This is a genomic window from Comamonas resistens (assembly GCF_030064165.1).
GTDB lineage: Bacteria > Pseudomonadota > Gammaproteobacteria > Burkholderiales > Burkholderiaceae_C > Comamonas > Comamonas resistens.
This window is the reverse complement of sequence record NZ_CP125947.1, coordinates 2,896,058-2,919,428: the sequence shown is the minus strand read 5'-3', so window position 1 is coordinate 2,919,428 and position 23,371 is coordinate 2,896,058. Positions and strand designations below refer to the sequence as shown.

The 23,371-nt window shown below is 63.9% G+C and carries 15 protein-coding genes and 1 riboswitch; of the genes, 3 read left to right on the top strand and 12 right to left on the bottom strand.

Annotation, left to right across the window (positions count from 1 at the left end):
• Positions 1-44: 44 nt before the first annotated feature.
• Positions 45-722: an ankyrin repeat domain-containing protein gene (locus tag QMY55_RS13610; RefSeq protein WP_283484737.1), complete on the top strand. Its 678-nt coding sequence runs from the start codon at positions 45-47 to the stop codon at positions 720-722.
• A 16-nt stretch (positions 723-738) separates the two neighbouring features.
• Here QMY55_RS13610 and QMY55_RS13605 read toward each other — a convergent pair whose 3' ends face one another.
• Positions 739-1,443 (bottom strand): GntR family transcriptional regulator, encoded by a 705-nt coding sequence (locus tag QMY55_RS13605; RefSeq protein WP_283484736.1) that lies wholly within the window; start codon positions 1,441-1,443, stop codon positions 739-741.
• 617 nt (positions 1,444-2,060) lie between these two features.
• Between QMY55_RS13605 and QMY55_RS13600 the strand changes: the two genes are divergently transcribed.
• Positions 2,061-3,593 carry an NCS1 family nucleobase:cation symporter-1 gene (locus QMY55_RS13600; RefSeq protein ID WP_283484735.1) on the top strand — a complete coding sequence of 511 codons (1,533 nt, stop codon included), beginning with the start codon at positions 2,061-2,063 and terminating at the stop codon, positions 3,591-3,593.
• Between the two features lie 121 nt (positions 3,594-3,714).
• On the opposite strand, the gene QMY55_RS13595 is transcribed toward QMY55_RS13600, so the two are convergent.
• The 9 genes from QMY55_RS13595 to QMY55_RS13555 all read right to left on the bottom strand — a co-directional run bounded on the left by QMY55_RS13595 (position 3,715) and on the right by QMY55_RS13555 (position 16,551).
• Entirely contained in the window at positions 3,715-4,320 is a 606-nt protein-coding gene (locus QMY55_RS13595; protein WP_283488957.1) for a vWA domain-containing protein, read from the bottom strand.
• A gap of 53 nt (positions 4,321-4,373) precedes the next feature.
• Positions 4,374-5,546: an ATP-binding protein gene (locus QMY55_RS13590; RefSeq protein WP_283484734.1), complete on the bottom strand. Its 1,173-nt coding sequence runs from the start codon at positions 5,544-5,546 to the stop codon at positions 4,374-4,376.
• Positions 5,543-9,379 carry a cobaltochelatase subunit CobN gene (cobN, locus tag QMY55_RS13585; protein WP_283484733.1) on the bottom strand — a complete coding sequence of 1,279 codons (3,837 nt, stop codon included), beginning with the start codon at positions 9,377-9,379 and terminating at the stop codon, positions 5,543-5,545. Before cobN ends, QMY55_RS13590 begins: the two co-directional genes overlap by 4 nt.
• Before the next feature lie 63 nt (positions 9,380-9,442).
• Positions 9,443-10,498: a cobalamin biosynthesis protein CobW gene (gene cobW, locus QMY55_RS13580; protein ID WP_283484732.1), complete on the bottom strand. Its 1,056-nt coding sequence runs from the start codon at positions 10,496-10,498 to the stop codon at positions 9,443-9,445.
• A gap of 48 nt (positions 10,499-10,546) precedes the next feature.
• Positions 10,547-11,377, bottom strand: coding sequence for a (2Fe-2S) ferredoxin domain-containing protein (locus QMY55_RS13575; protein WP_283484731.1), 831 nt, complete (start codon positions 11,375-11,377; stop codon positions 10,547-10,549).
• Positions 11,374-12,231, bottom strand: a complete 858-nt coding sequence (locus QMY55_RS13570; protein ID WP_283484730.1) for an ABC transporter ATP-binding protein — start codon at positions 12,229-12,231, stop codon at positions 11,374-11,376. The genes QMY55_RS13575 and QMY55_RS13570 overlap by 4 nt, the downstream gene beginning before the upstream one ends.
• Positions 12,228-13,328: a FecCD family ABC transporter permease gene (locus tag QMY55_RS13565; RefSeq protein ID WP_283484729.1), complete on the bottom strand. Its 1,101-nt coding sequence runs from the start codon at positions 13,326-13,328 to the stop codon at positions 12,228-12,230. The genes QMY55_RS13570 and QMY55_RS13565 overlap by 4 nt, the downstream gene beginning before the upstream one ends.
• Positions 13,325-14,227, bottom strand: coding sequence for an ABC transporter substrate-binding protein (locus QMY55_RS13560; RefSeq protein ID WP_283484728.1), 903 nt, complete (start codon positions 14,225-14,227; stop codon positions 13,325-13,327). The genes QMY55_RS13565 and QMY55_RS13560 overlap by 4 nt, the downstream gene beginning before the upstream one ends.
• A 212-nt stretch (positions 14,228-14,439) precedes the next feature.
• On the bottom strand, positions 14,440-16,551 hold the full coding sequence (locus tag QMY55_RS13555) for a TonB-dependent receptor (protein WP_283484727.1): 2,112 nt from the start codon (positions 16,549-16,551) through the stop codon (positions 14,440-14,442).
• A gap of 150 nt (positions 16,552-16,701) precedes the next feature.
• Positions 16,702-16,946, bottom strand: a riboswitch (cobalamin riboswitch).
• Positions 16,947-17,286: 340 nt separating this feature from the next.
• Between QMY55_RS13555 and QMY55_RS13550 the strand changes: the two genes are divergently transcribed.
• Positions 17,287-19,521, top strand: a complete 2,235-nt coding sequence (locus tag QMY55_RS13550; RefSeq protein ID WP_283484726.1) for an NADP-dependent isocitrate dehydrogenase — start codon at positions 17,287-17,289, stop codon at positions 19,519-19,521.
• 128 nt (positions 19,522-19,649) lie between these two features.
• Here the strand turns inward: QMY55_RS13550 and QMY55_RS13545 are convergent, their stop codons facing one another.
• Both QMY55_RS13545 and QMY55_RS13540 read right to left on the bottom strand, forming a co-directional pair.
• Positions 19,650-21,185, bottom strand: a complete 1,536-nt coding sequence (locus tag QMY55_RS13545) for a PepSY domain-containing protein (protein ID WP_283484725.1) — start codon at positions 21,183-21,185, stop codon at positions 19,650-19,652.
• 9 nt (positions 21,186-21,194) lie between these two features.
• Positions 21,195-23,357, bottom strand: coding sequence for a TonB-dependent receptor (locus QMY55_RS13540; protein WP_407650697.1), 2,163 nt, complete (start codon positions 23,355-23,357; stop codon positions 21,195-21,197).
• Positions 23,358-23,371: the final 14 nt, after the last annotated feature.

Here is a 23,371-nt window from a genome sequence, read left to right as displayed (position 1 = left end):
CCCTCATGAGCCTCTCGTTGGATTGCTTTGATTGGAGAAACCGCATGCTCTTTGAGCGCCTGACCGTTTATCTGGGATTGATTGCCGCCATGTTCGCTTCCATCACCTCTGCCGCCAATGGCGGTGTTCTTGAAGAGCAGCTACGCGCTGCTGCAGAGCATGGCAATGCAGCGCAGGTAGAGGCTGCGCTCAAGCAGGGGGCCAGCATCGACGCCAGAGACAGCAGCGGTGCCACGCCGCTGTTGATCGCCACGCACAAGAATCAGGTGGCTGCTGCCAAGGTGCTGATCGAGGCCGGTGCCGATGTCAATGCCAAGGACAGAATCAAGGACAGCCCCTATCTCTACGCTGGTGCACGCGGACATAACGAAATTCTGAGGGCGACACTGGCCCATGGTGCGGACCTCAAAAGCACCAATCGCTATGGCGGCACGGCGCTGATCCCGGCGGCAGAGCGCGGCCATGTGGAAACCGTGCGCCTCCTGATTGCCGCAGGCGTGGATGTGAACCATGTCAACAATCTGCACTGGACGGCGCTGCTCGAAGCCATTTTGCTGGGCCGGGGCGGTCCCGAGCATGTGGAGATCGTGCGCCAGCTGGTCGCAGCCAAGGCCGATGTGAATCTGGCCGACGGTGAAGGCGTGACTCCGCTGCAGCATGCGCGCAAGCGCGGCTACAAGCAGATTGAAGAGATCTTGCTCGGCGCCGGTGCGCGCCACTGATGGTGCGGTGCAGCGCTCAGCTTGAGGAGGGGGCGCTTTCAGGCTGCAAGATGGAGCGCAAGCGGTCGCGGGCGCTGCCTTTGCTGGCCATGCTTTCATCGAGACGGGCGGCCAGCGCATCGATATGGGCCAGCATCAGCTGCTCGGCCCGGGCGTTATCGCCCTCGGACAGCGCATCGACGATCCGGGCATGGTCGTCGTTGAAATGCTCGGATTCCTCGACCCTGGACTGATACATGGCGGCAACCAGGGTCGTCCGGGCCGACAGGTCGACCATCATATTGCTCAGAAAGCGATTGCCCAGGCATTCGGCCAGACAGACGTGAAAATCGGCCAGCAGCGCACTGTGCACGATGGTATCGCCTCTTTGTGCGGCCTTGTTTTCCTCTGCAATATGCGCGCGCAGACGCTTGAGCGTGGACTGCAGGGGGCGGCCGGCATTGCGAAGAATGCCGGGCTCGATGACGCGGCGGGCCGCAAAGGTCTCTTGCGCTTCTTCAAACGAGGGCTCGGCCACATACCAGCCGACTCTTGAGCGCACCTCGACAAAGCCTCTGGTGCGCAGCTGCATCAAGGCTTCACGCACCAGGGTGCGGCTGACTTCGAACAAGTCCGCAATTTCCTGCTCGCCCAGCCGGTCGCCCGGCAGCAATTTGCCTGCGAGGATCGACTCGGTCAGACGCTCGGCAATCGTTGCCTTGATGATCACAGCAGTACCCATTTCATCGAATGATTCTATGCGAGTGGATCAGGCCTTGAATGGGGATTGGGGCAGGCCGCTTTGAGCCCGGATTCATCCTGCAGCTCTGGATTGGCCTGTGGGCACGGCCTGACGGAGAGCAGGAACGGTGCTGAAAAGAGCAGCTTGATGGCGATCTGAGGCCGTGCGAGCGCTGGGCAAAGGAAAGGTTCAAACGCTTTTTGTATGTGCCGGGACATATTGTTTTTCTTTTTGTATACAAGATGAAGTGCAAGATGCATGGGATAAATGCAAGTGATTCCTCCCTAGCCTGAATTTGACTGCGGCCCGGGCCGAGCAGGTGTTTGAAAGAGCAAGCTGCGGGTCCGAGCTTTGAGCTCTCAGGCGGGTCTGTGCAAGGCGCTTTAGAGGGATGCTGTTGATTCACATGCATTTCTTTCTGCATGTATACAAGGTGATGTTCAAGGTGCGGAGACCTGTTTGTCCTGCGCCCTGGCATGGCGGCAATGCATCCATCGAAACGCCCGAGCAGAGGCAACCCGACGCGCTTGTGCCGTGTCGTGGTGAATGCGTGCCCGGCCGCAAGGACCGGGCCGCATGCACAGAAGGAGATATAGCCCCCTTATCGAAGGCAATACATGCGAGACATAGCAATCAATCCGGGCGAGCAGTTCGCTTCCCCCCACGGCGCGCAGACGCCGAAGCGAGATCAGGCTCTGCCATCAGGAGTCTCCCCAGCCCTGTACAACCATGACCTGGCTCCCACTGCAAAAAAAGGACGTTCATGGGGTGCCTACAGCCTGTTCACCTTATGGGTCAACGACGTCCATAACCTTGGCAACTACTCCTTTGCCATTGGCCTGTTCACCCTGGGCCTTGGTGGCTGGCAGATTCTGACGGCCCTGCTTCTGGGGGCGGCGTTTCTATTCATCCTGCTGACGCTGTCGGGCTTCATGGGCACCAAGACCGGCATCCCGTTCCCCGTCATGAGTCGCATCAGCTTTGGCACGCGCGGCGCGCAGATCCCGGCGCTGATCCGTGGCGGTGTGGCCATCGCCTGGTTTGGTATCCAGACCTATCTGGCGTCCAAGGTGCTCGATGTGTTGCTCATCATGCTGTTCCCGGGCCTGGAGTCCCTGACCCAGCAGGGCCTGCTGGGCCTGCCGCTGCTGGGCTGGATCAGCTTCAGCATTCTGTGGGCGGTGCAGGTGGTGATTGCCTGCTGGGGCATGGAGAGCATTCGCAAATATGAGGCTTTCGCGGGCCCCGTGATTTTCATGACCTTTATCGCGCTGGCCGGCTGGATTCTCTACACCACGGGCGGCAAGCTGCACTGGTCCGCACCTTTCGCCACGGTCAATGGTCCGGTCTGGGTACATGTGCTGGGGGCCGCCTCTCTGTGGGTGGCGCTGTACGGCACTTTTGTGCTGAACTTTTGCGACTTCACGCGCGGCACGACCTCGCGCAAGGCCGTGGTCAAGGGCAACTTCTGGGGCATTCCCATCAATATGATGATCTTCGGCATGATCGTGGTGATCCTGACCGGGGGCCAGCTGTCCATCGACGGCACCTTGATCAACAACCCCATCGACGTGGTGCAGAAGATCCCCAACAAGCCCTTGCTGGTGATGGCGAGCTTCTCGCTGCTGATTCTGACGATTGCCGTCAACCTGATGGCCAACTTCGTGGCGCCTGCGCTGGCGTTGACCAACCTGGCCCCCAAGCTGCTGAACTTCCGCCGCGCGGCCTTGCTCAGCGCCGTTCTGGGCTTTGTCATCCTGCCCTGGAATCTCTACAGCTCACCCGTCGTGATCGTTTACTTCCTCGGTGGCCTGGGCTCCTTCCTTGGCCCGCTGTTCGGCATCGTCATGGCTGATTACTGGCTGATCCGCAAGCAGTGCGTGGATGTACCCGCACTCTATACCCAGGACATCAGCAGCCCCTACCACTATCGCAACGGCTTCAACCCCCGTGCGATTCAGGCACTGATCCCGGCTTCGGTCATCTCCCTGGCGTTTGCCTTCGTGCCTGCGCTGGAGTCGGTCTCGGCCTTCTCCTGGTTCATCGCCGCCGGTCTGGGTGCGGTGATCTACTGGGCGATTTCGCCCAAGGGCATGCACTATGTAGATCAGGATGGCGAGGCCATAGCCGTGGCCGCCGCAAAGCACTGAAGCCAGGCTCACCACTGTCTCCAACAGGCCGCAACTGCGGCCTGTTTTGCATGGACGACTGCAAAAACAAGAGCTGCTTGCGCTTGATAGCTAAGGGTTTGCGTGAGATTTCTCTTAAATTTCAAAGCGTGAGCCTGAAGGACGCAGGCCAGGCTTGGCTCAAACGCTCTGCGCCCTCGAACGGCTTCAAGGAGTTTGCGGATACCGATTCGCAATCCACCCAGATCTGGGACAGTCCTGGGTCGGCTTGACGTTCCAGCTGCAGCACATCGGGACTGCGAAAGTCGCTGATGACCCACAGGCAGGACGGTCGCTGCCCGTGCCGGGCGGCCATGTCCCAGCCTGTCCGCAGCGCGGCGGCCAGAGGGGTGCCGCCACCGCCCGGCAGGGGCTCGATCAGCTCGGCATTCCAGCGCGGCGCGCGGGTGGGCTGCAGCAGCCAATGGGTCTGACCTGCACCAAAACAGAGCAGGGCCACGCATTCGCGCCGCAGATAAGCCCAGCGCAGCCATTGCAGCAGCAGTCCCTTGGCCCGGGCAAAGGCGCAGCTCTCGACCATGGAAGCCGAGCAGTCCAGCAGGAACAGGTGCTGGCTGCTGCTGCGGCCTTGGGGCTGGCGCCAGCGCAGATGCTCGGCCGCCAGCGGCAGGGCTTGGCGCGCGCGCAAGCTGGCCGGCCAGTCGATCTGGGCGCCACCTGATCTTGCGGCAAGGCTGGTGGTGGCCAGGCCATGCGGCGCTGCCGTGCTTGGCCCCCGGCTGCTGCGCTGCGCTGCAGCGACTAAATGCTTTGGCCGGGGGCGCGGGCTTTTTTTGCGGCCAGGGCCTCCATGGCAGCCTGGGCCATGGCATCGGCCTGGCTGCTGTCAAAAGAGACGGTGGCAACCGGCAGTGGTCGGCCCCAGCCGGGAGGCGGCTGGTTCATGTCCTGCTGCGCGGGGGCAGGGGATGGCGATGAGCGGTCTGCTGCCGATTCCGTGCGAGGGCCTTGGTTGGTCGGGCTTGTGGCAGGGCTTGTAGCTGGATTTGGCGGCTCGGCGGGCGGCACTGGCTGGGGAGCCTGGCTGGCAACGGATTGTCGGGACTCGGCCGCGCGGTGCTGCAGCACCAGCGGCGCAACCTCGCTTACATGCTCGGCTGTAATGGCCGAGCTGCCCTGCCAGGCTGCCAGAGCACGGGCGGCACGCAACATGACCAGGTCGGCGCGCATGCCGTCGACCTGGGCCGCAATGCATTGCCGGGCCACGGCTTCGTGCACGGCATCGCTCCAGGGCAGTTGCGTCGCATCTTGACTGCGGGCGCGGGCCTGCTGCAAGCGTGTGCGTATTTCCTGCTGCTGCGCGGCATGGGCCTGGGCAAAGCCCTGGGGGTCCAGGTCAAAGCGCAGCCTGGCCTTGACAATGCTGCTGCGCAGCTGCGGATCCTGGGCATTGTCCAGCTGCACGCACAGGCCCAGCCGGTCCAGTAACTGGGGGCGCAGCATGCCTTCCTCGGGGTTCATGGTGCCGACCAGCACAAAGCGCGCCGCATGGCTGTGCGAGATCCCGTCGCGCTCTATGCGATTGATGCCGGAGGCTGCCACATCGAGCAGCACATCGACGATGGCATCGGGCAGCAGATTGATCTCATCGACATAGAGAACCCCTTCGTGCGCCTTGGCGATCAGGCCCGGCGCAAAAGCCACTTCATGGCCCGCCAGAGCTTTGGACAGGTCCAGGCTGCCGGTCACATGCTCGATGGAGGCACCTAGCGGCAGGGTGACGAAGGGCGCTGGCGTCAGCAAATCTGCCAGCGCACGGGCCGCCGTGGACTTGGCCGTGCCGCGCGGGCCCTGGATCAGCACGCCTCCCAGCTGCGGCTCTATCGCAGCCAGCAGCAAGGCCTGCACCAGCGCGGGCTGGCCTTGTATGGCCGAGAGTGGAAATACGGGTGCCGGATCGTGGTTGGTGCTCATTGGGAAACCTGTCCTTCCATGAATTCTTCGTGCTCCAGCATCTGGGCCAGCAGGCTCTGGCGATGCTCGCCGGGCTGCTCCCACAGGCCACGGTCTATGGCTTCCAGCAGGCGCGAGACGATATCGCCAAGCGCCTGAGGATTTTGCTGGCGCAGAAACTGGCGCACGTTCTCGTCTTCGACATAGGCCTGGGTGACCATGGCGTAATGCTGGTCCGAGACCAGCGCGGTGGTGGCATCGAAGCCGAACAGATAGTCCACCGTCGCCGCCATCTCGAAGGCGCCCTTGTAGCCGTGGCGCATGGCGCCGGCAATCCACTTGGGGTTGGTGACGCGGGCGCGTACCACGCGGCCGATCTCCTCGGCCAGGGAGCGAATTCTGGCCGACTGAGGATTGCCATGGTCGCCGTGATAGACGGCAGGCTCGGCTCCGCCCAGGTACCGCACGGCCGCCACCATGCCGCCCTGATGCTGGTAGTACTCGCTGGAGTCCAGCAGGTCATGCTCGCGGCTGTCCTGGTTCTGCAGCACCACATCGAGTGCCTGCAGACGCCGCTCCAGCGCGGCGCGGGCCGGCACGCCATCGGCCTGCTGGCCGTAGGCATAGGCGCCCCAGTCCAGATAGTGGCGTGCAAAGTCGCCCGCATCGGTCCACTGGCCGGTACGCAGCAGCTCATGCATGCTGGCACCATAGCTGCCGGTGGGCGATCCGAATACGCGCCACAGCGCCTGTTCGCGAGCCGCGTCGGCGCTCAGGCCTTGATCCACGGCAGCCTGCGTATCCCGCAGCACGCGCGCGCGGATGGGATTGTCCTCGGCGTCCTCATCCAGCTCGGCCACAGCACGTACCGCAGCATCGAACATCTGCACCACGTTGGGAAAGGCATCGCGGAAGAAGCCGCTGATACGCAGCGTCACATCGATGCGCGGGCGGCGCAGGCCCACGGCGGGAATGACTTCAAAGTCGGTCACGCGCTGGCTGCCGGCGGCCCATTTGGGACGCACCCCGATCAGGGCAAATGCCTGGGCGATATCGTCACCGCCGGTACGCATGGTGGCCGTGCCCCAGACGGAAAGACCGATGGCCTGAGGATATTCGCCATGCTCCTGCAGATAGCGCTCCAGCAGGCGCTGTGCGGACTGCTGCCCCAGCGCCCAGGCGGTCTGGGTGGGTATGGCGCGGGTGTCCACGGTGTAGAAGTTGCGCCCCGTGGGCAAGGTGTCGCAGCGCCCGCGCGAGGGTGAGCCGCTGGGCCCGGGCGGCACAAAGAGCCCTTGCAGTGCGCGCGAGAACTGCAGCAGCTCCTGCGGGCCGCAGGCGTCCAGTGACGGTGCAATCTGCTGCTCTATGCGCGTCAGCACTTGTAGTGTGTGCGGCCAGCTGCGGGCTAGTCCGGGCCGGGCTATGACCTGCAGGGCCAGCAGCTCGAGCCGCTCGCGCGTGTCGCCGCCGTGGCGCCAGGTGCCGGCGTCCTGCTGCTGCAGCACGGCCGGACGCTGGCCGTTCCAGGGCGCGGCGGCATCCATGTCCAGCGGGTTCCAGTCCATGGCCGGCAGCAGGTCGGCGGCCAGTGCGTTGAGCAGGCCCTGCTCGTTGCCACCACTGCCCGGATAGCGCGCCAGCGAGAGCAGCGTGGAGTCGCGCAGAGCGCCTTCGGGCGAATGGCCAAAGATATGCAGGCCATCGCGAATCTGGGTTTCCTTGAGTTCGCACAGATAGGCATCGATGCGTTCCAGCAACTGCTCGTCGGCATCGGGTTGCGCGCCCGCAGCTTCAAGGCCTAGCTCGCGCAGCAGATCCTGCTGTCTGGCGCAGTCCAGAATCTGCTTGCGCAGCAGGCTGGAGCGGCGCAGGTCGACCAGCAGGGCTTCGTAGTATTCGTCCACCAGACGTTCCAGCTCCTGCATGGGGCCGTGGTTTTCGGCGCGCGTGAGCGGCGGCATCAGATGGTCGATGATTACGGCCTGGCTGCGGCGCTTGGCCTGCGCCCCTTCGCCGGGGTCGTTGACGATGAAGGGATAGACATGCGGCAGCGGGCCGAGAATGGCATCGGGCCAGCATTGCTGCGACAGCGCCAGGCTCTTGCCCGGCAGCCATTCCAGATTGCCATGCTTGCCCACATGGACCATGGCGTCCACGCCGAATACATCGCGCAGCCAGAAGTAGAACGCCAGATAGTGATGGGGCGGCACCAGCTCGGCGTCGTGGTAACTGGCGTAGTCATTGCGTCCATCGAGAGCGCGCGCAGGCTGTATGCCCACGAAGACATGGCCCAGCTGCAGACCCGCAATCATGAACCAGCCATCGCGCAGCATGGGGTCTTGCTCGGGCGTCCCCCAGCGCTCGGCGATGGTCTGGGCCATATCGCCGGGCAGCTGTGCCAGGCGCTGTTGATAGGCCTGCAGCGAATAGCCCTGGCTTGCAGGGCGCTGCGGCCATTTCTTGGGGTCATTGGCAATGCCTTGCTGCAACTGCTTCATCAGCGCCAGACCCGATGCCGGCAGGGCGGAGGCATCCCCCAGGTTCCAGCCATCGCGCGCCAGCTGTTCCAGCAGGGCCATGACGGACTCGGGTGTATCGAGGCCCACGCCGCTGCCCATCCGTGCTTCGCTGCCCGGGTAGTTGGCCAGTATCAGCGCGGCCTTCTTCTGCGCCGCAGGCTTGCTGCGCAGCCGGCACCAGCGCCAGGCCAGCTCGGCAATCCAGGTGATGCGGTCGGGCTCGGCCTGGTAGCTGATCACATCGGTCTGCGTCAGCTCGCAGCGATGGGCCAGGCCCTTGAAGCTCATGGCGCGCGTCATGATGCGGCCATCCATCTCGGGCAGCACCACCTGCATGGCAATGTCGCGCGGGCGCAGGCCCTGGCTGTCGGCCAGCCAGTCCTCGCGGTTGCTGCCGCTGGCAATCACCTGCAGCACGGGAATGTCGCCCGCCAGCGCGTCGGACGCCTCGCCGGTGCGCGCATGTTCTCCGAGAGCCGCAAACGCCGTGGTGTTGAGAATGATCTGCACCTGGTGGGTGATGCACAGTGAGCGCAGCGTCTGCAGGCACAGCCCGTCCTTGAGCGACTCCAGGGCCAGCGGAAGCGGGTTCAGGCCACGTGCGAGCAGGGCGTCGGCCATGGCATCGAAGGCCTCGGTATTGGCCGCCAGCAGATGCGAGCGGTAGAAGACCAGCATGGCCACGGGGGCGCCGGGCGTCCAGCGGGCCTGCAGGTCGTCGAGGCCCGGAAGATGTCCTGCAGCGTCATCCAGCCAGCTTTGCGGCACATGCACGGCCACGGGGGGCAGCACCCGCACGGGCGCGCCCTCGCGGCCCAGGTTCAGGCCCCAGGCCGCAGCCATGCGCAGGAACTCGCGTGCATTGCCCAGGCCGCCGGCGCGCAGGTATTGCCACAGCGCACGGCTTTGCTCGGGCTCAAGCGTGCCCTTGGCCAGCAGCTCGGGATCTTCCTGGTTGTCGCCAGAGAACATGGCCAGCTTCTGGCCCTTGCGGCGCGCCAGCTTTTGCAGCTGCTCTATGCCGTAGGGCCAGGTGGACTCGGCTCCCAGATGATCGACGATGACCAGCCTGGCATGCTGCAGCACCTCGTCGATATACAGATCGAGCGAGGCGCTCTGGCGCAGATGCAGCAGGTTGGCCAGGCGCAGCGTGGGCGTGGACCCAGCGGCCCGGGGCTCGGCCTGCAGCCACATCCGGTAGGCATCGGCCAGTAGCGACAGCGTGGTGTCGGCGGAACTGAGCACCACCATGTCGGCAGGCGTCTGGTCCAGACGGGTGATGATGCTGTCGTCTTCGACAAAGCCGCCGGGGCGGGAGCTGAGCAGGTGCATGATTCAAAAAGATAGCTTTATCCGCTTGCCAGTAAAGCGATAGAGGCTGATTTTGCTGGGATTTTATGCCTGGGCGCCCAGCAAGGCCTGGCGCAGCACGGCGGCGTCCAGCTGCTTGCCGATAAACACCAGACGCGTGGCCGTAGCTTCGCCGTCGGCCCAGGCACGGTCGAAATAGGCATCAAAGCGGCGGCCCACGCCTTGCACCAGCAGACGCATCTTCTTGCCAGGCAGAGCGGCAAAGCCCTTGACGCGCAGCACGCCATGTTGCTCCACGATGGCTTGCAACGCTAGCATCAGGCGCTCACGGTCCACGGCACCCAGGTCCAGGTGCAGGGAGTCGAAGGCATCGTGGTCATGGTCTTCGTCATGGTCATGGTGGCTGTGCTTGTCGTCGATCGACAGCTCGGCGGCGCGATGCTGGCCCAGCAGCACGTTCAGCGGCACCTGGCCCTGCACGGCTTCGATCATCTTCACGCTGGCCGGTACTTCTTCGGCCACCATGGCGCGCACCTGGCCGAGCTGCTCGGGCGTGACCAGATCGGCCTTGGACAGCACCACCAGATCGGCGGCCGAGAGCTGATCCTCGAACAGCTCATGCAGGCTGGCGTCATGGTCCAGATTGGGGTCGGCCTGGCGCTGTTCATCGACGGCATGGGGGTCATGGGCAAACTGGCCGGCAGCCGCAGCGGGCGTATCGACCACGGTGACTACCGAATCGACAGTGAAGACATTGGCGATGTCGGGCCACTGGAAGGCCTGGACCAGGGGCTTGGGCAGGGCCAGGCCGCTGGTCTCGATCAGCAGCACATCGATGTCGGCGCGGCGCTCGGCCAGGGCTTTCATGACGGGGAAGAACTCTTCTTGCACGGTGCAGCACATGCAGCCGTTGGCCAGCTCGTAGATCTGGCCCGACTGTGTATCCGCGCCGCCTTCTTCCTTGCAGCCTATGGCACAGGTCTTGAGGATTTCGCCGTCAATGCCCAGTTCGCCGAACTCGTTGACGATGACCGCCACGCGCAGGCCCTTGGCCTGCTCGAGAATATGGCGCATCAAGGTGGTCTTGCCGCTGCCGAGAAAGCCGGTGACGATGGTGGCGGGAATTTTGGTGGTTTGCATGGATCACTCTCCGGATGGGGATCAACAGGGAAATTCGACAGGGAAAAATTATTCGTGCAGTGCGGGCTGTGGTCCATGCACGCGCAGGTGTTCGTGAGGGCAGTCCTGCTGCTGGACATGGGCTGTCAGCACGGGCTCGATCGTCGCGGCATCCATGGGGCCGTACCACACGCCTTCGGGGTAGGCGATCATCAGCGGGCCGTGGTTGCACGGGTACTGGCAGCTGGTTTGCAGCAGCATCACCTGCTTTTTGAGCAGCGGGGTTTGCTGCACGGTGCGTGCCAGTTGCGGCCACAGCGCGACGGCTCCCTTGGCCGCGCAGCGCGGGCCCACGCACCACAGCACATGGTGCTGGTGCTCCGGCACTTGGGACCAGGCTTTGGGGTCGCGCTCCCAGTCTTCATCGGCCAGCAATTGCGGCACATCGGGCTGCTGCAGCGCGCTGGGAATGGTGGCGGCCAGCAGCTCGGCCAACGCCGGCAACTGCAGCAGGGGTTGAGCAAACACGATGCGAGGGGCGTGTTTGCCGGTTTGCCCTCCAGCCTGTTGCTTGGCGCGCCAGCGCATGATGAGCTTGTGCAGCCAGCGGCGCAGCGAAGGCTCGTCGGGCACCATGACGGGCAGGATCAATATCTGATCGGCATCGGCGCACAGGTCCAGCGCTTCGGGCAGGGCAGGCTGTGCTCGGTCCACAAAGGCGGGTTGCACACGCAGCACGGGCGTTTGTGCAGCGGCCAGCCGCGCCTCAAGCTGTGTTGCCAGGTCGCTCAGTTCCGTCAGGCCGCCCGCATAGGCCGCACCGCGGCTGAGCACCACGATGGCCAGGCAGGCGTTGGCTGCAGGTAAAGAGGGCGTGGGCTCAGTGCAGGTCTGGGTCATAGCAGCTCATCCGGCATGAATTCGATCACGGGCTTGCCCGTGCGTGCGCTGGTGTGCACCTGGGCGCGCACGCCGTAGACACGGGCAATGGTCTCGGGCGTCAGCACCTCGGTCGGAGTGCCTTGCGCCACCAGTGCACCGTGCTGCAATAGGTAGATGCGGTCGCAGTAATGCGCGGCCAGCGGCAGCTCGTGCAGAGCGGCCAAAGTGGTCAGGCTCAGGCCGCGAATCAGATTCATCAGCTCGAACTGGTGGCGCACGTCGAGGTGGTTGGTGGGCTCATCCAGCACCAGCAGCGGTGCCTGCTGGGCCAGTGCGCGGGCCATGAGCACGCGCTGCTTTTCACCGCCCGAGAGGGTGGAAAACATGCGCTCGGCCAGTGGCTGGGCCTGCACTCGCGCCAGCGACTGGGCGACGATGGCAAAGTCTTGCGCGCTGTCTTTGTCAAAGGCGCTTTGGTGCGGCGTGCGTCCCATCAGCACCACATCGCGCACGCGCAGATCGAACTCGTTGGCATTTTCCTGTGCCAGCACGGCCATGGCACGGGCGTTGTCGCGGGCACTGTGCCGCCAGACGTCGCGCTCCTGCATACAGACCGTGCCGCTGGCGGGTCTGAGGATGCGGTAGATCATGCGCAGCAGCGTGGACTTGCCACTGCCGTTGGGGCCCAGCAAACCCACGAATTCGCCACGGCTCACCTGCAGGCTGATGTCGCGCACGATATGCGCGGCGGCGGCCTTCCAGTGCAATGCCTGGGCCTGAAGAAGAGGGGAGACCGAAGGCTCGCTCACTGGGGTACCTTCGCGCTGATGCGCTGCGGTGCTATGAGCCTTCGGAACGGCCGGGCGGCTCATGCGTTCAGCCTTTCTCGCGCACTTTTGCGCATCAGCATCCAGATGAAAAACGGGCCACCCAATAGCGAGGTGATGACGCCCACGGGCACTTCTGCCGGGGCAAAGCTGATGCGGGAAAACACATCGACCCAGACCAGAAAGATGGCTCCTATCAGTGCCGCGACGGGCAGCACCCGGCGGTGCTCCGAACCCACCAGCATGCGGGTGATATGCGGCACGATCAGGCCCACAAAACCGATGGGGCCGGTCAGTGCCACCAGCACGCCGGTGACCAAAGAGACCAGCACAAACAGCCAGCGCCGCGTGTTGGTGGTGTCCACGCCCAGCGTTGCGGCGGTTTCTTCGCCAGACAGCAGGGCATTGAGCGAGCGGGCCTGGGCCAGCAGCAGGACGATGCCTGCCAGCAGCAGGGCCGCGGGCAGGCCCAGCTCGTCCCAGCGGGTGCCGGCCAGACTGCCCAGCGTCCAGCTCAGCACGGAGTTGGCCAGCTCGCGCTGATCGGCCGTGAGCACGATCAGGCTGGTGATGCCACCCAGACAGTAGGCAATGGCCACGCCGCCCAGAATCAGACGCGTTGCCATCAGCCGGCCATTGGCCAGCGCCAGAAAATAGACGGCGGTGCAGGCGGCCAAGGCACCGCCAAAAGCGCCCAGGGGCAGGGCCAGCTCGCCCGCAAAAGCCAGGGCGCCAAAGGCCAGTACACTGACGGCGCCTACCGATGCGCCCGAGGACACGCCCAGCAGATAAGGGTCGGCCAGGGGGTTGCGCACCATGGCCTGCATGGCGACGCCGACCAGTGCCAACCCGGAGCCCGCCAGGGCCGCCAGCAGCACGCGGGGCAGGCGCACGCGCCAGACGATCTGGTGCTGGGCAATGCTCCATTGACCGGGCTGCCAATCCAGCCCCAGATGCAGGCCCAGCTCATGCGCGGTGATCTGCCAGGCTTGCAGCGGCGCAATGCGTACCGGCCCCAGGGTGATGGCCAGCGTCAGCGAGATCAGCAAAGCGGCGCCCAAGGCCAGTATCCATAGCGCCAGCTGCTGGCGCTGCCGTGCAAAAAATGCCGAAGGGGCGGCGATCCCGGGCAGGACATTCATGGCAGCGCCACTTTCTCGGGATGCAGCGCATGGGCCAGACGCTGCACGGCGGCGACATTGCGCGGGCCGGGCGTGGCCTCGGCAAATTCCAGGCGCAGCAGCTTTTTCTCTCGTATGGCCTTGACCTGGGCCAGCTCGGGCTTGCTCAGCAAAAACTGGGTTTTACCGCTGGGTGTGGGCCTGTCGTCATCGACGATCACAATCCAGTCCGGGTCGCGTGCAATCACGTCTTCCCAGTTGCCGCGCATCCAGCTGCTGTCCAGATCATCAAAAATATTGCGCCCGCCAGCGGCCTCTATCATGGCCTGCGGCATGGCGAAGCGGCCCGTGGTCACGGGGATGTCGGTGCCGCTGTCGAAGACAAACACCTTGGGCCTGTAGTCAACGTCTTTGAGCGCATCCTGAATCTGCTGCAGCTGCTGGCGCTGGGTCTGCACCAGCTTTTCTGCCCTGGCTTCGATATCGAAGATGCGGCCCAGGTTGAGCAGGTCGTTGAAGGTGTCTTCCAGCGATACCTTTTCGCGCTGAACCTGGCGTATGCAGGATTCTGTGAGCACATAGCTGGCAATGCCCATCTCCTTGAGACTGGCGGGCGTGATCTGCCCGGGGCGAAAGCCATAGGCCCAGCCGCTGAAGACAAAGTCGGGCTGAACATTGAGCAGCGTCTCCAGGTTCATGCCCTGGTTGGACAGGTCGGGCACATGGGCCAGCAGCGGTCGCATTTCTGCGGGCAGACGCTTGATGTCGCGCAGGCCTCCGTAGCCCGCCCAGCGGTCCTGCAGGCCCAGGGCCAGAAACATCTCGGTGATGTTGATGCCATGGGTGACGGCGCGCTGCGGTACCTTGTCATAGACCACGCTCTGGCCGCAGACCTCCACCGTGATGGGCGCTCTGGCCATGCCGCCTGCAGATGGGCTTGCTGTCGGGCTTTGATGGTCGGTGCAGGCCTGCAGTGCCAGACATGCCAGCACTGCAACCGTGGAGTGCTTCAGATAGGAGAGCGTTCTACGCTTGCAGCAACAGTTTTTCATTGTTAAACAAGGGTCAATGCAAGGAACAACATGCGGTAGCAGCTCCTGATATCAAATCGCTATGGTTGCGACAGCCGCGGTCAGAACGTGAACTCTGCAGTCAGATCCACGCGGCGACCTTCGCCTGGGTAGGCTTGAGTGCCGGAGATCGCTGAATAGGTGTAAAGCTTGTCGCTCAGATTGCGCAGCGACAGGCGATAAGTCGCACGCGGCTGAGGCTTCCAGCTCAGCGCTGCGTCCCAGACGGTGTAGCCACCAGAACTGGCGGTATTGGCATCATCTGCAAAGCGTTGACTGACGGTGCGAGCGCCTAGCGATGCCTGCCAGCGTCCGATGGCGCTTGCGGCGGTGTAGTGAGCCCAGAGGTTGGCGGTCTGGCGCGGCACGTTCGACGGGCGTTTGCCGCTGAGATCGACACCGCTCTTGACGAGTTCATCGTATTGGGCACTGACCAAGGCGTAGTTGCCCTCCAGACGCCAGTTGGGGGAAAGGCGAAGAACGCCGCTCAGCTCCAGACCCTGAGAGTGCTGCCTGCCACCTTGATACTGCAGCTTGGTGATGAGGTCGGTGGTGACAATGTCATCTTTCTCAATGCGGTAGGCAGCGACCGTCCACTCGCCCTGACCCTGGGCAAACTGCTGTTTCAGCCCCACTTCCACCTGGCGGGCGGTGGTCAGCTTGAAGTCTTTGTTGGCGAGATTCAGCGTCAGCACATTGGTGACGGGGTCATGGCCTTGCGAGATCTGGCCGTAGAGGCTGGTTTGCGCGTTGAGCCTGTGCGTCAGGCCCAGACGCCATGCCGTGCCGCCCAGGTTTTTGCCGAAAGAATTAGGCCCTGTCAGATCCTTGCGGTCAAAGTCCGTCATGTCGCGGCGAATGCCGGCCAGCAGCAGCCAGCGATCGCCGAGCGACCATGCGTCTTCGGCGTAGAAGTCGTGGGTAGTGGCCGCCGTGGTGAAGCTGGGCAGCAAGGGCGATGAATTAGGCCAGTAGGTGAGCGAAGGGCTGTTCACGCCGATGAGGTCGCTGCCGGCATAGTCGTTGCGGGCAAAGTTGAATTTGGCCCTGTTGACCTCCCATCCCAAAACCAGCTTGTGAGCGCCTGCGTTGACGGCGGTTTCCAGGCGGTTGCCGGTCTGCTCCAGGTCATGTGAGAGCTCCAGGTAATCGCCCAGCCTCAGCTGCTGCGTTGCTGGCAGATATTGGTACGCCTCAATATTGCGCCAGTAGCGGTCGGCCTTGAAGCGATAGAGCTCGTTGCTCACGCTGACCCAGTCATTGATCTGGTACTGGGCGCGGGCACGGACACGCTTGTCCTTGATGCGGATATCGCTGTCGGCGGTGTTGAAGTTGCGCCCCAGAAGCTCGGGCACGATGGCGCCGTTCACGGTGGGCGTGCCGAAGTAGTGTGCAGGTTTTTCGTCACTGACATCGGCCAGCAGCTCCATGCGCAGGGCCGCCGTGGGCTGCCAGCGCAGCGTGCTCATCAGCTTGCCGCCGCTGGCGCGCGCCATGTCATGTTCACCCCGGGTGTAGTGGCCGTAGGCATCGAGGCGGTAGCTCAGCGTGTCGCTCAGGGCGCCGCCTGCGCCCAGACCCAGCTTGGCGCTGCCGTGCGATCCGGTACCGAGCAGAACTTCACGCACGCTCTCACGCGTGGGCTGTTTGCGCACGATATTGGCGGTCGCGCCCACGGTGCCCGTGCCGTAGACGATGGAGGCAGGGCCGCGCAGCACTTCCACGCGCTCGTAGCCCCAGCTGTTGGCAGGGTAGGGGGTGGTGCTGGACGCCACGCCCAGGCGTACGCCGTCTTCGGCAATGCCGACCGAGTTGGTGCCGGTGAAGCCGCGCGAACCAAAGGACAGGCTGCTGTAGCTGGTGGGGGACAAAGGTGTCATGCCCACGGTACGCCCGATGATGTCGGCCATGCGGCTGTCACCGCGCTCCTGCCAGGTCTGCTCGCTCACATGCTCCAGGCTGGCTGGCAGGTCACGGGTGGCAATGCCGGTACGGCTGCCCGAGGTGCTGGGCAGAGACAGACCGAGGCCACCTTCGGCGGTATCGGTGACCTGTACTGTGGGCAGCTGCGCCGGGGGAAGGCCGGTTCGTTCTTCGGCGCGGGTTTCTGCGGCAATAGCCAGTGCTGCAGGTGCCAGGCCGATCATCACGGCAGGCAGGACAAGATATTTCATGGTTCAGCGAGAGCTGACCGGCCTGCTTGCTTGTGACGATTTCATGCTGGGGCGCACCGCGCTGCAAAGCGCCTGCGATCAGCTTGTTGCCATCACGCTGCACCCCGCAGGCGGTCGTTGCACATGCTGGCCCTTGGGCCAAGGCCCGCGCGGCGCAGCGCTCAACAGGCCGGTATCCGGGCTGGCAGATTGCGCGAGGCATGCTGTTTCGCCTTCCCGGTGCTGCCGCGCACCTCGTCGATGAGGCCACGTAGAACACCAGTGACTGGCCCGCGCGTCAGACGCGAGCCTTGAAACAGTTTGATCTGCTTACCGTTGCGGGGGCAGCCAGGGCTTTGCACCCTGTTCCCGTTTAACCCGAATGGAATTCGGGCACCTGTTGCTTTCGAAACGCAAGTCTTGCCAGAAGACGCAAAGACCTGCTTTTCGAATTGCGAAATTATATTGCAGTGCGCAAGCGTGAAGCTGCTTGCAAATCAAGTGCGGTATTTTTTACATGTTGGAAAATGAAGGATATTGGCCGATTTCCCAATGAAAACCGGGTGGCAAAGTGAATGTAAAACCCTAGGTCTTGTACAAGACTTAAAAAATTTGCACCGGTTGCGCTTAGAATTTTGTATCGTGGGAACGCATTGCAAAAAAATAGCAATGCTTCCTGCTGTGTCAGGCCCCATTGCGCAAGCTCGGGATGAAGGCCCAAGGCACGCCCCACCTTTTCATTACCTGAGACAAGAGATGAGTACGCAGCAACCCACCATCATCTACACCTTGACGGACGAGGCACCTCGTCTGGCCACCAGTGCCTTCCTGCCCGTGATCCGCGCATTTGCGGCTCCTGCCGGCATCAATGTGGAAACCAGCGACATCTCGTTGGCCGGCCGCATTCTGGGCGAGTTCCCCGACTTCCTGACCGAAGAGCAGCGCGCTCCCAACAACCTGGCCGAGCTGGGCAAGCTGACGCTGACTCCCGAAGCCAACATCATCAAGCTGCCCAATATCTCGGCATCCGTGGGCCAGCTGACTGCTGCCATCAAGGAGCTGCAGTTCAAGGGCTACAAGATTCCCAACTTCCCCGAGAACCCCACGACAGACGAAGAAAAGGACATCAAGGCGCGCTACAGCAAGTGCCTGGGCTCTGCCGTGAACCCCGTGCTGCGCGAAGGCAACTCCGACCGCCGCGCCCCTGCCGCCGTCAAGAACTACGCCAAGAAGCACCCTCACTCCATGGGTGAGTGGAAGCAGTGGTCGCAGACCCATGTGTCGCACATGAGCGAGGGCGACTTCTACCACGGCGAAAAGTCCATGACCCTGGACAAGGCCCGTGACGTGAAGATGGTGCTGGAAACCAAGTCCGGCAAGACCATCGTGCTCAAGGAAAAGGTCAAGCTGCTGGACGGTGAAGTCATCGACTCCATGTTCATGAGCAAGAAAGCCCTGTGCGCCTTCTATGAAAAGGAGATCGAAGACTGCAAAGAGTCCGGCATCCTGTTCTCGCTGCACGTCAAGGCCACGATGATGAAGGTGTCTCACCCCATCGTGTTCGGCCACTGCGTGAAGATTTTCTACAAGGAAGCTTTCGAGAAGCACGGCAAGCTGTTCGATCAGCTGGGCGTGAACGTGAACAACGGCATGGCCAATCTGTACGAAAAGATTGAAACCCTGCCCGCATCGCAGCGCGAAGAGATCATCCGTGACCTGCACAAGTGCCAGGAAGATCGTCCGCGTCTGGCCATGGTCGATTCCGCCAAGGGCATCACCAACTTCCATTCGCCCAACGACGTGATCGTCGATGCCTCCATGCCTGCCATGATTCGCGTGGGCGGCAAGATGTGGGCGGCCGATGGCAAGCCCTACGACTGCAAGGCCGTGATGCCCGAGTCCACCTTTGCCCGTATCTACCAGGAGATGATCAACTTCTGCAAGTGGCACGGCAACTTCGACCCCAAGACCATGGGCACCGTGCCCAACGTGGGTCTGATGGCGCAAAAGGCTGAAGAGTACGGCTCGCACGACAAGACCTTCGAAATCGCCGAAGACGGCGTGGCCAATATCGTGGACATCGCCACCGGCGAAGTGCTGCTGAGCCAGAACGTGGAAGAGGGTGATATCTGGCGCATGTGCCAGGTCAAGGATGCTCCCATCCGCGACTGGGTGAAGCTGGCCGTGACCCGTGCCCGCAACTCCGGCATGCCTGCCGTGTTCTGGCTGGACCCCTACCGTCCCCATGAAGCCGAGCTGATCAAGAAGGTGCAGACCTACTTGAAGGACTACGACACCACGGGCCTGGAAATCCACATCCTCTCGCAAGTGCGCGCCATGCGCTACACGCTGGAGCGCGTGGCCCGCGGCCTGGACACCATCTCGGTGACCGGCAACATTCTGCGCGACTACCTGACCGACCTGTTCCCCATCATGGAGCTGGGTACCTCGGCCAAGATGCTGTCCATCGTGCCTCTGATGGCCGGTGGCGGCATGTACGAAACCGGTGCCGGCGGCTCCGCGCCCAAGCATGTGCAGCAACTGGTGGAAGAAAACCACCTGCGCTGGGATTCGCTGGGCGAGTTCCTGGCTCTGGCCGTGTCGCTGGAAGACCTGGGTATCAAGGAAAACAACAGCCGCGCCAAGCTGCTGGCCAAGACCCTGGACGAGGCCACGGGCAAGCTGCTGGACGAGGACAAGTCGCCTTCACGTCGCACCGGCGAGCTGGACAACCGTGGTTCGCAGTTCTACATCGCTCTGTACTGGGCCCAGGCTCTGGCCGCCCAGACCGAGGACGCAGAACTGGCAGCCAAGTTTGCGCCTCTGGCCAAGCAACTCGCCGAGAACGAAGCCAAGATCGTGGCCGAGATGAAGGACGTGCAAGGCAAGGCTGCCGATATCGGTGGCTACTACATGCCTGACGTGGCCAAGATGGATGCCATCATGCGCCCCAGCGCAACCTTCAACGCAGCCATCGCCTCGGTAGCCTGAGTCGTTGACTAGCCAAAAGCCGGCAGCTTGCTGCCGGCTTTTTTGCGTCTGGGTACTATCGATAAGGGAGCTGCATGCGCTGAATAGACATATATTTCAGATGAAAAGGCCTCTGAAATCATTCAGTGTCAGGCGCTGGCAGCTCTCTTTTTGGAGAAGGCAGCTTTTCTGCGCAATCGACGCCAGCCCACCACCACACCGGTGCCGCTGAGCAGCAGCCCGCCCAGACTCAGCACGATCAAGACGCCGTCCCACAAGGGGCGGCGCTCCAGCAGAGGTAGCCAGTCCCAGCTGTGCAACAGCGCAAACAACCAGCGCTTGAGGCGCTGGCGCTGGTCCAGCTGACCCAGCAGCTGCCCGGTCTGTGCGTCGATATGCAGCCAGGTGCGGCGCTCATCCCCGTATATCACGCGCAGCACGGGCAAAGGCTTGCCGCTGCCGCCCATCATGGTGTGGTCGGCGCGTGCGTAGTAGTAGAAGTCATAGCCAGTCAGCCACTGACTATCCACCACGGGTGCCTGCGACAGCCGTGCCGCAGCGGCCAGCAGTTGCTCCTTGTCATATGACAAGGCTTGGCCGGTTGCGGCATCGAGCACTTGCCGACTGCCATTAGCCGAATGGGCGACAACCTGAAGCCTGGAACCCGGAGCCTGGCTCCAGCGCAGCTCCCGCACAGTTTGCTGTTTCAGCTCCCCAGAAGCCAGCAGCATGGCTGGTGGCACTGCGTTCGACAGCGTCAGGCCTTCTGGCTGCCAGAGTTTCATATCCACGGCGCGGCGCGGGCTGTCGAAGACCTTCCACGGGTTCATGGACATCAGCCCGCTGAAAATCCAGGTCAGTGTGACGGCCGCAAACAGCAGGCCCGAGACATGGTGCCAGCGCATCATGCGGCCCGGATAGGGCGTGCGCCGGCCGCTGCGGTAGCGCGTGGCAAAGCGCCAGCGCCAGATGCCGACCACGGTGCCGCTGAGCGCGAGCGCGATGCCGGCCAGCGATAGCCCGTTCACGGTATCGGCCCAGTAGCGGTCCCAAAGGCCGCCGCGCAGCGGATACAGCCAGTGCAGCCAGGCGCCCACATAGTTCCAGCCGCGCTCGGAGCGCGAGGCATCGCGCACCACCTGGGCGGTGCTGCCCGAGACATACAGGCGCGTGCCGGCCGCATCCCCCAGCTCCACCACATGCAAAGGCCGGTGCGCGTCGAGATTGCGCGAATGGGTAAAAGCGTCTTCCGTGACGGTGCCGGCATAGCTGGGCTCTGCCGCTGCGTTGCCTGCCATATAGCTGCGCGCGCTGGCCAGGGCCGCTTGCGCGCTGGCCGGCCCCAGCGGCTGGCCGGTGGCGGCATCGATGGCGATGGTCTTGCCTGTGCCCGCACCCTGGGGCGTGGCCAGATAGGTGGCGCGGCCGGCGCTGCCCATGTTCAGGCGCAGCTCGGCCAGCGGTTGCGTTACGCCGGCCTTGCGCAAGGCCTCTTGCGGGGCCAGCAGCGTGGAGGCCGGGTCCAGCGCGGGCAGATGAGCGAGCCGCTCGGCCTCGGTGAGCTTGGGGTAGCCCACATACATCATCACCACGCCCGAGACGAACCACAGGGCGAACAGCAGGCACAGCGCCACACCCAGCCAGCGGTGCAGCAGAAACAGCCAGCGCTTCAAGGAAGCTTGCATGGCCGCTCCTCAGAAGGCGACGTGCAGGCTCAGCTCCGCCGCGCGCGCCGTGCCCAGATAGACCATGGTGCCGGACAGGCTGGCCGCGTAGACCTTGTTCGTGGCATTGCGCAATCGGGCTTGCAGCGTCATGCGCGGATCGATGCGCCAGGCCAGGCCCAGGTCCAGCAAGGTATAGGCTGGCCAGTACTGGGTGTTGGCCGCGTCGCCGTAGATGCGGCCGACATGGCGCAGGCCGGCGCCCAGCTGCAGCGCCGGGGTGAACCGGTAGCTGGTCCAGAGATTGGCTACCGTGGCCGGTGTGTTGACGGGGCGCTTGCCGGCCATGGAAACACCGGCTTGCTGGTAGTCGTCATAGCGGGCGCGGTTTACGCTCCAGTCGGCGCGCAGGTTCCAGCGCGGCGTGATGGCCAGGCCCACGGCGGCCTCCAGCCCGCGCGAGGATTGCTGGCCAACCAGCAGGGTGCGCGTGGAGTCCAGCGGGTCCTGGGTGGCGATATTGCGGCGGCGGATGTCGTAGGCGGCGAGCGTGGCCGTGCCCTTGCCCTGCCAGAACTGCTGTTTGGCGCCCAGCTCCCACTGGCGCCCCGTGGTCAGGCCGGTGTTGTTCATGGCATCGGCAAACGAGGCCGTGGCCAGCATGCCCGAGGGTGGATCGGCCGCCGTGGCGAACTGGCCGTAGAGCATGGCTTCGGGCGAAGGCTGCCACACCAGCCCCACGCGCCCGGTGGTGGGCTGGTAGCTGCGCGAGAAGCTGGCGGGCATGCTGGGCGTCACGCTGCGCCGGTTGGTCAGGTCCAGGTCGATGCGCTCATGCCTCAGGGCCGTCACCAGGCTCAAGGCATGAGTCAGCGCCGTGCGGTTTTCCAGGTACAGGGCCAGGTTGCGGATGCGGTTTTCCCGGTCGGCGTTAAAGCCCGGCTGCAGGCCCGAACTGGCATAGAAGTCGCCCACGCTGAAGTCGTAGGGGTTGACCGTGCTGATCGTGGCCGAGGTACTGTTGGGGTAGCGCGTCTGCCGGTTCACGCTGGCATCGAAGCCGAAGGCCCAGTCGCTGCGGTGGCCGGCCAGCTCGCCCCGGTAGCGGCCTTCCACGCGGTCGCCCACCAGGTGCTGGTCGTGGCGCTGCAGCAGGGCGCTGGAGCGGATGACGGCGCTGTTGTCCGCGTTGAAGCGGTAGTTTTCCACGTTGCGGTAGTCGCGCAGCGCGCTATAGGCATAGAAGGTATTGCTCCACTGCAGGCGGTCGCTGGCACGCCATTCGGTGATGGAGCGCAGCCACTGCACCTGCTGGGCATAGAGTCCATCCGTGGCGTTGTAGTTCTTCTCACGCGTGGCCGGGTCTATGGACACGGCGCCGGTGCCCGCGCCAGCGATGGGATTGCGCAGCGGCGTGCCCCAGTAGGGCCGGTCCACACGCTCGCGCTGCCATTCATAAGCCAGCGTGTGCGTGAGGCCGGAGCCCAGCTCCGAGCGCAGCGAAGCTGCGAGCTGCGTGGCATGGCGCCGCACGCCGTCCACGGCGCTGCCGCCCTCGCTGTGGCTCAGATCCAGGCGCAGATCGTGGCGGTTGGCGGCATCCGGATTGCTCAGGCGGCGGTTCAGCCCCAGGCTGGCCTGCTTGCGGCCGTGGCTGCCCAATGTGAGCTGGCCTTCGGAAAAATCGCCGGGCTCGGCCAGCTTGGTGATGTAGTTGAGCGTGCCGCCCACGCCGCCGGCGCCGTAGAGAAAGCTCGATGCACCGCCTATGGCCTCGACGCGGTCGTAGATCCAGCTGTCCACCGGGCGCGCGGCAATCGAATATTGCACATTGATGCCGTTGAACAGCTGGCTGACAGAGGCTCCGCTGAAGCCGCGCCAGCTCACGCCCGGATTGCCGGGCGGGCTGTAGGCGGTCACGCCCGGCACGGCGCGCAGCATCTCCTGGGTGTCCTGCGCGCCCGTGGCTTCGATGGTGGCGCGGTCGACCACCTGCACGCTGGCCGGTGTTTCAAGAATGCTCAGGCCCAGGCGGCTGCCGGTGCCGGCGCTCTGGTGCAGCGGCAGTGGCCCCAGCGGCATGGGGGTGCTGCTCCCGGTGACCTGGACGGTGGCCAGTTCGGCCTCTGGGGGGGCGGCGCCGGCATAAAGAGGCGCAAGCGAGCCCAGCGAGCTCAGCGCAACGGCCAGCAGTCGAGGTGAATGGG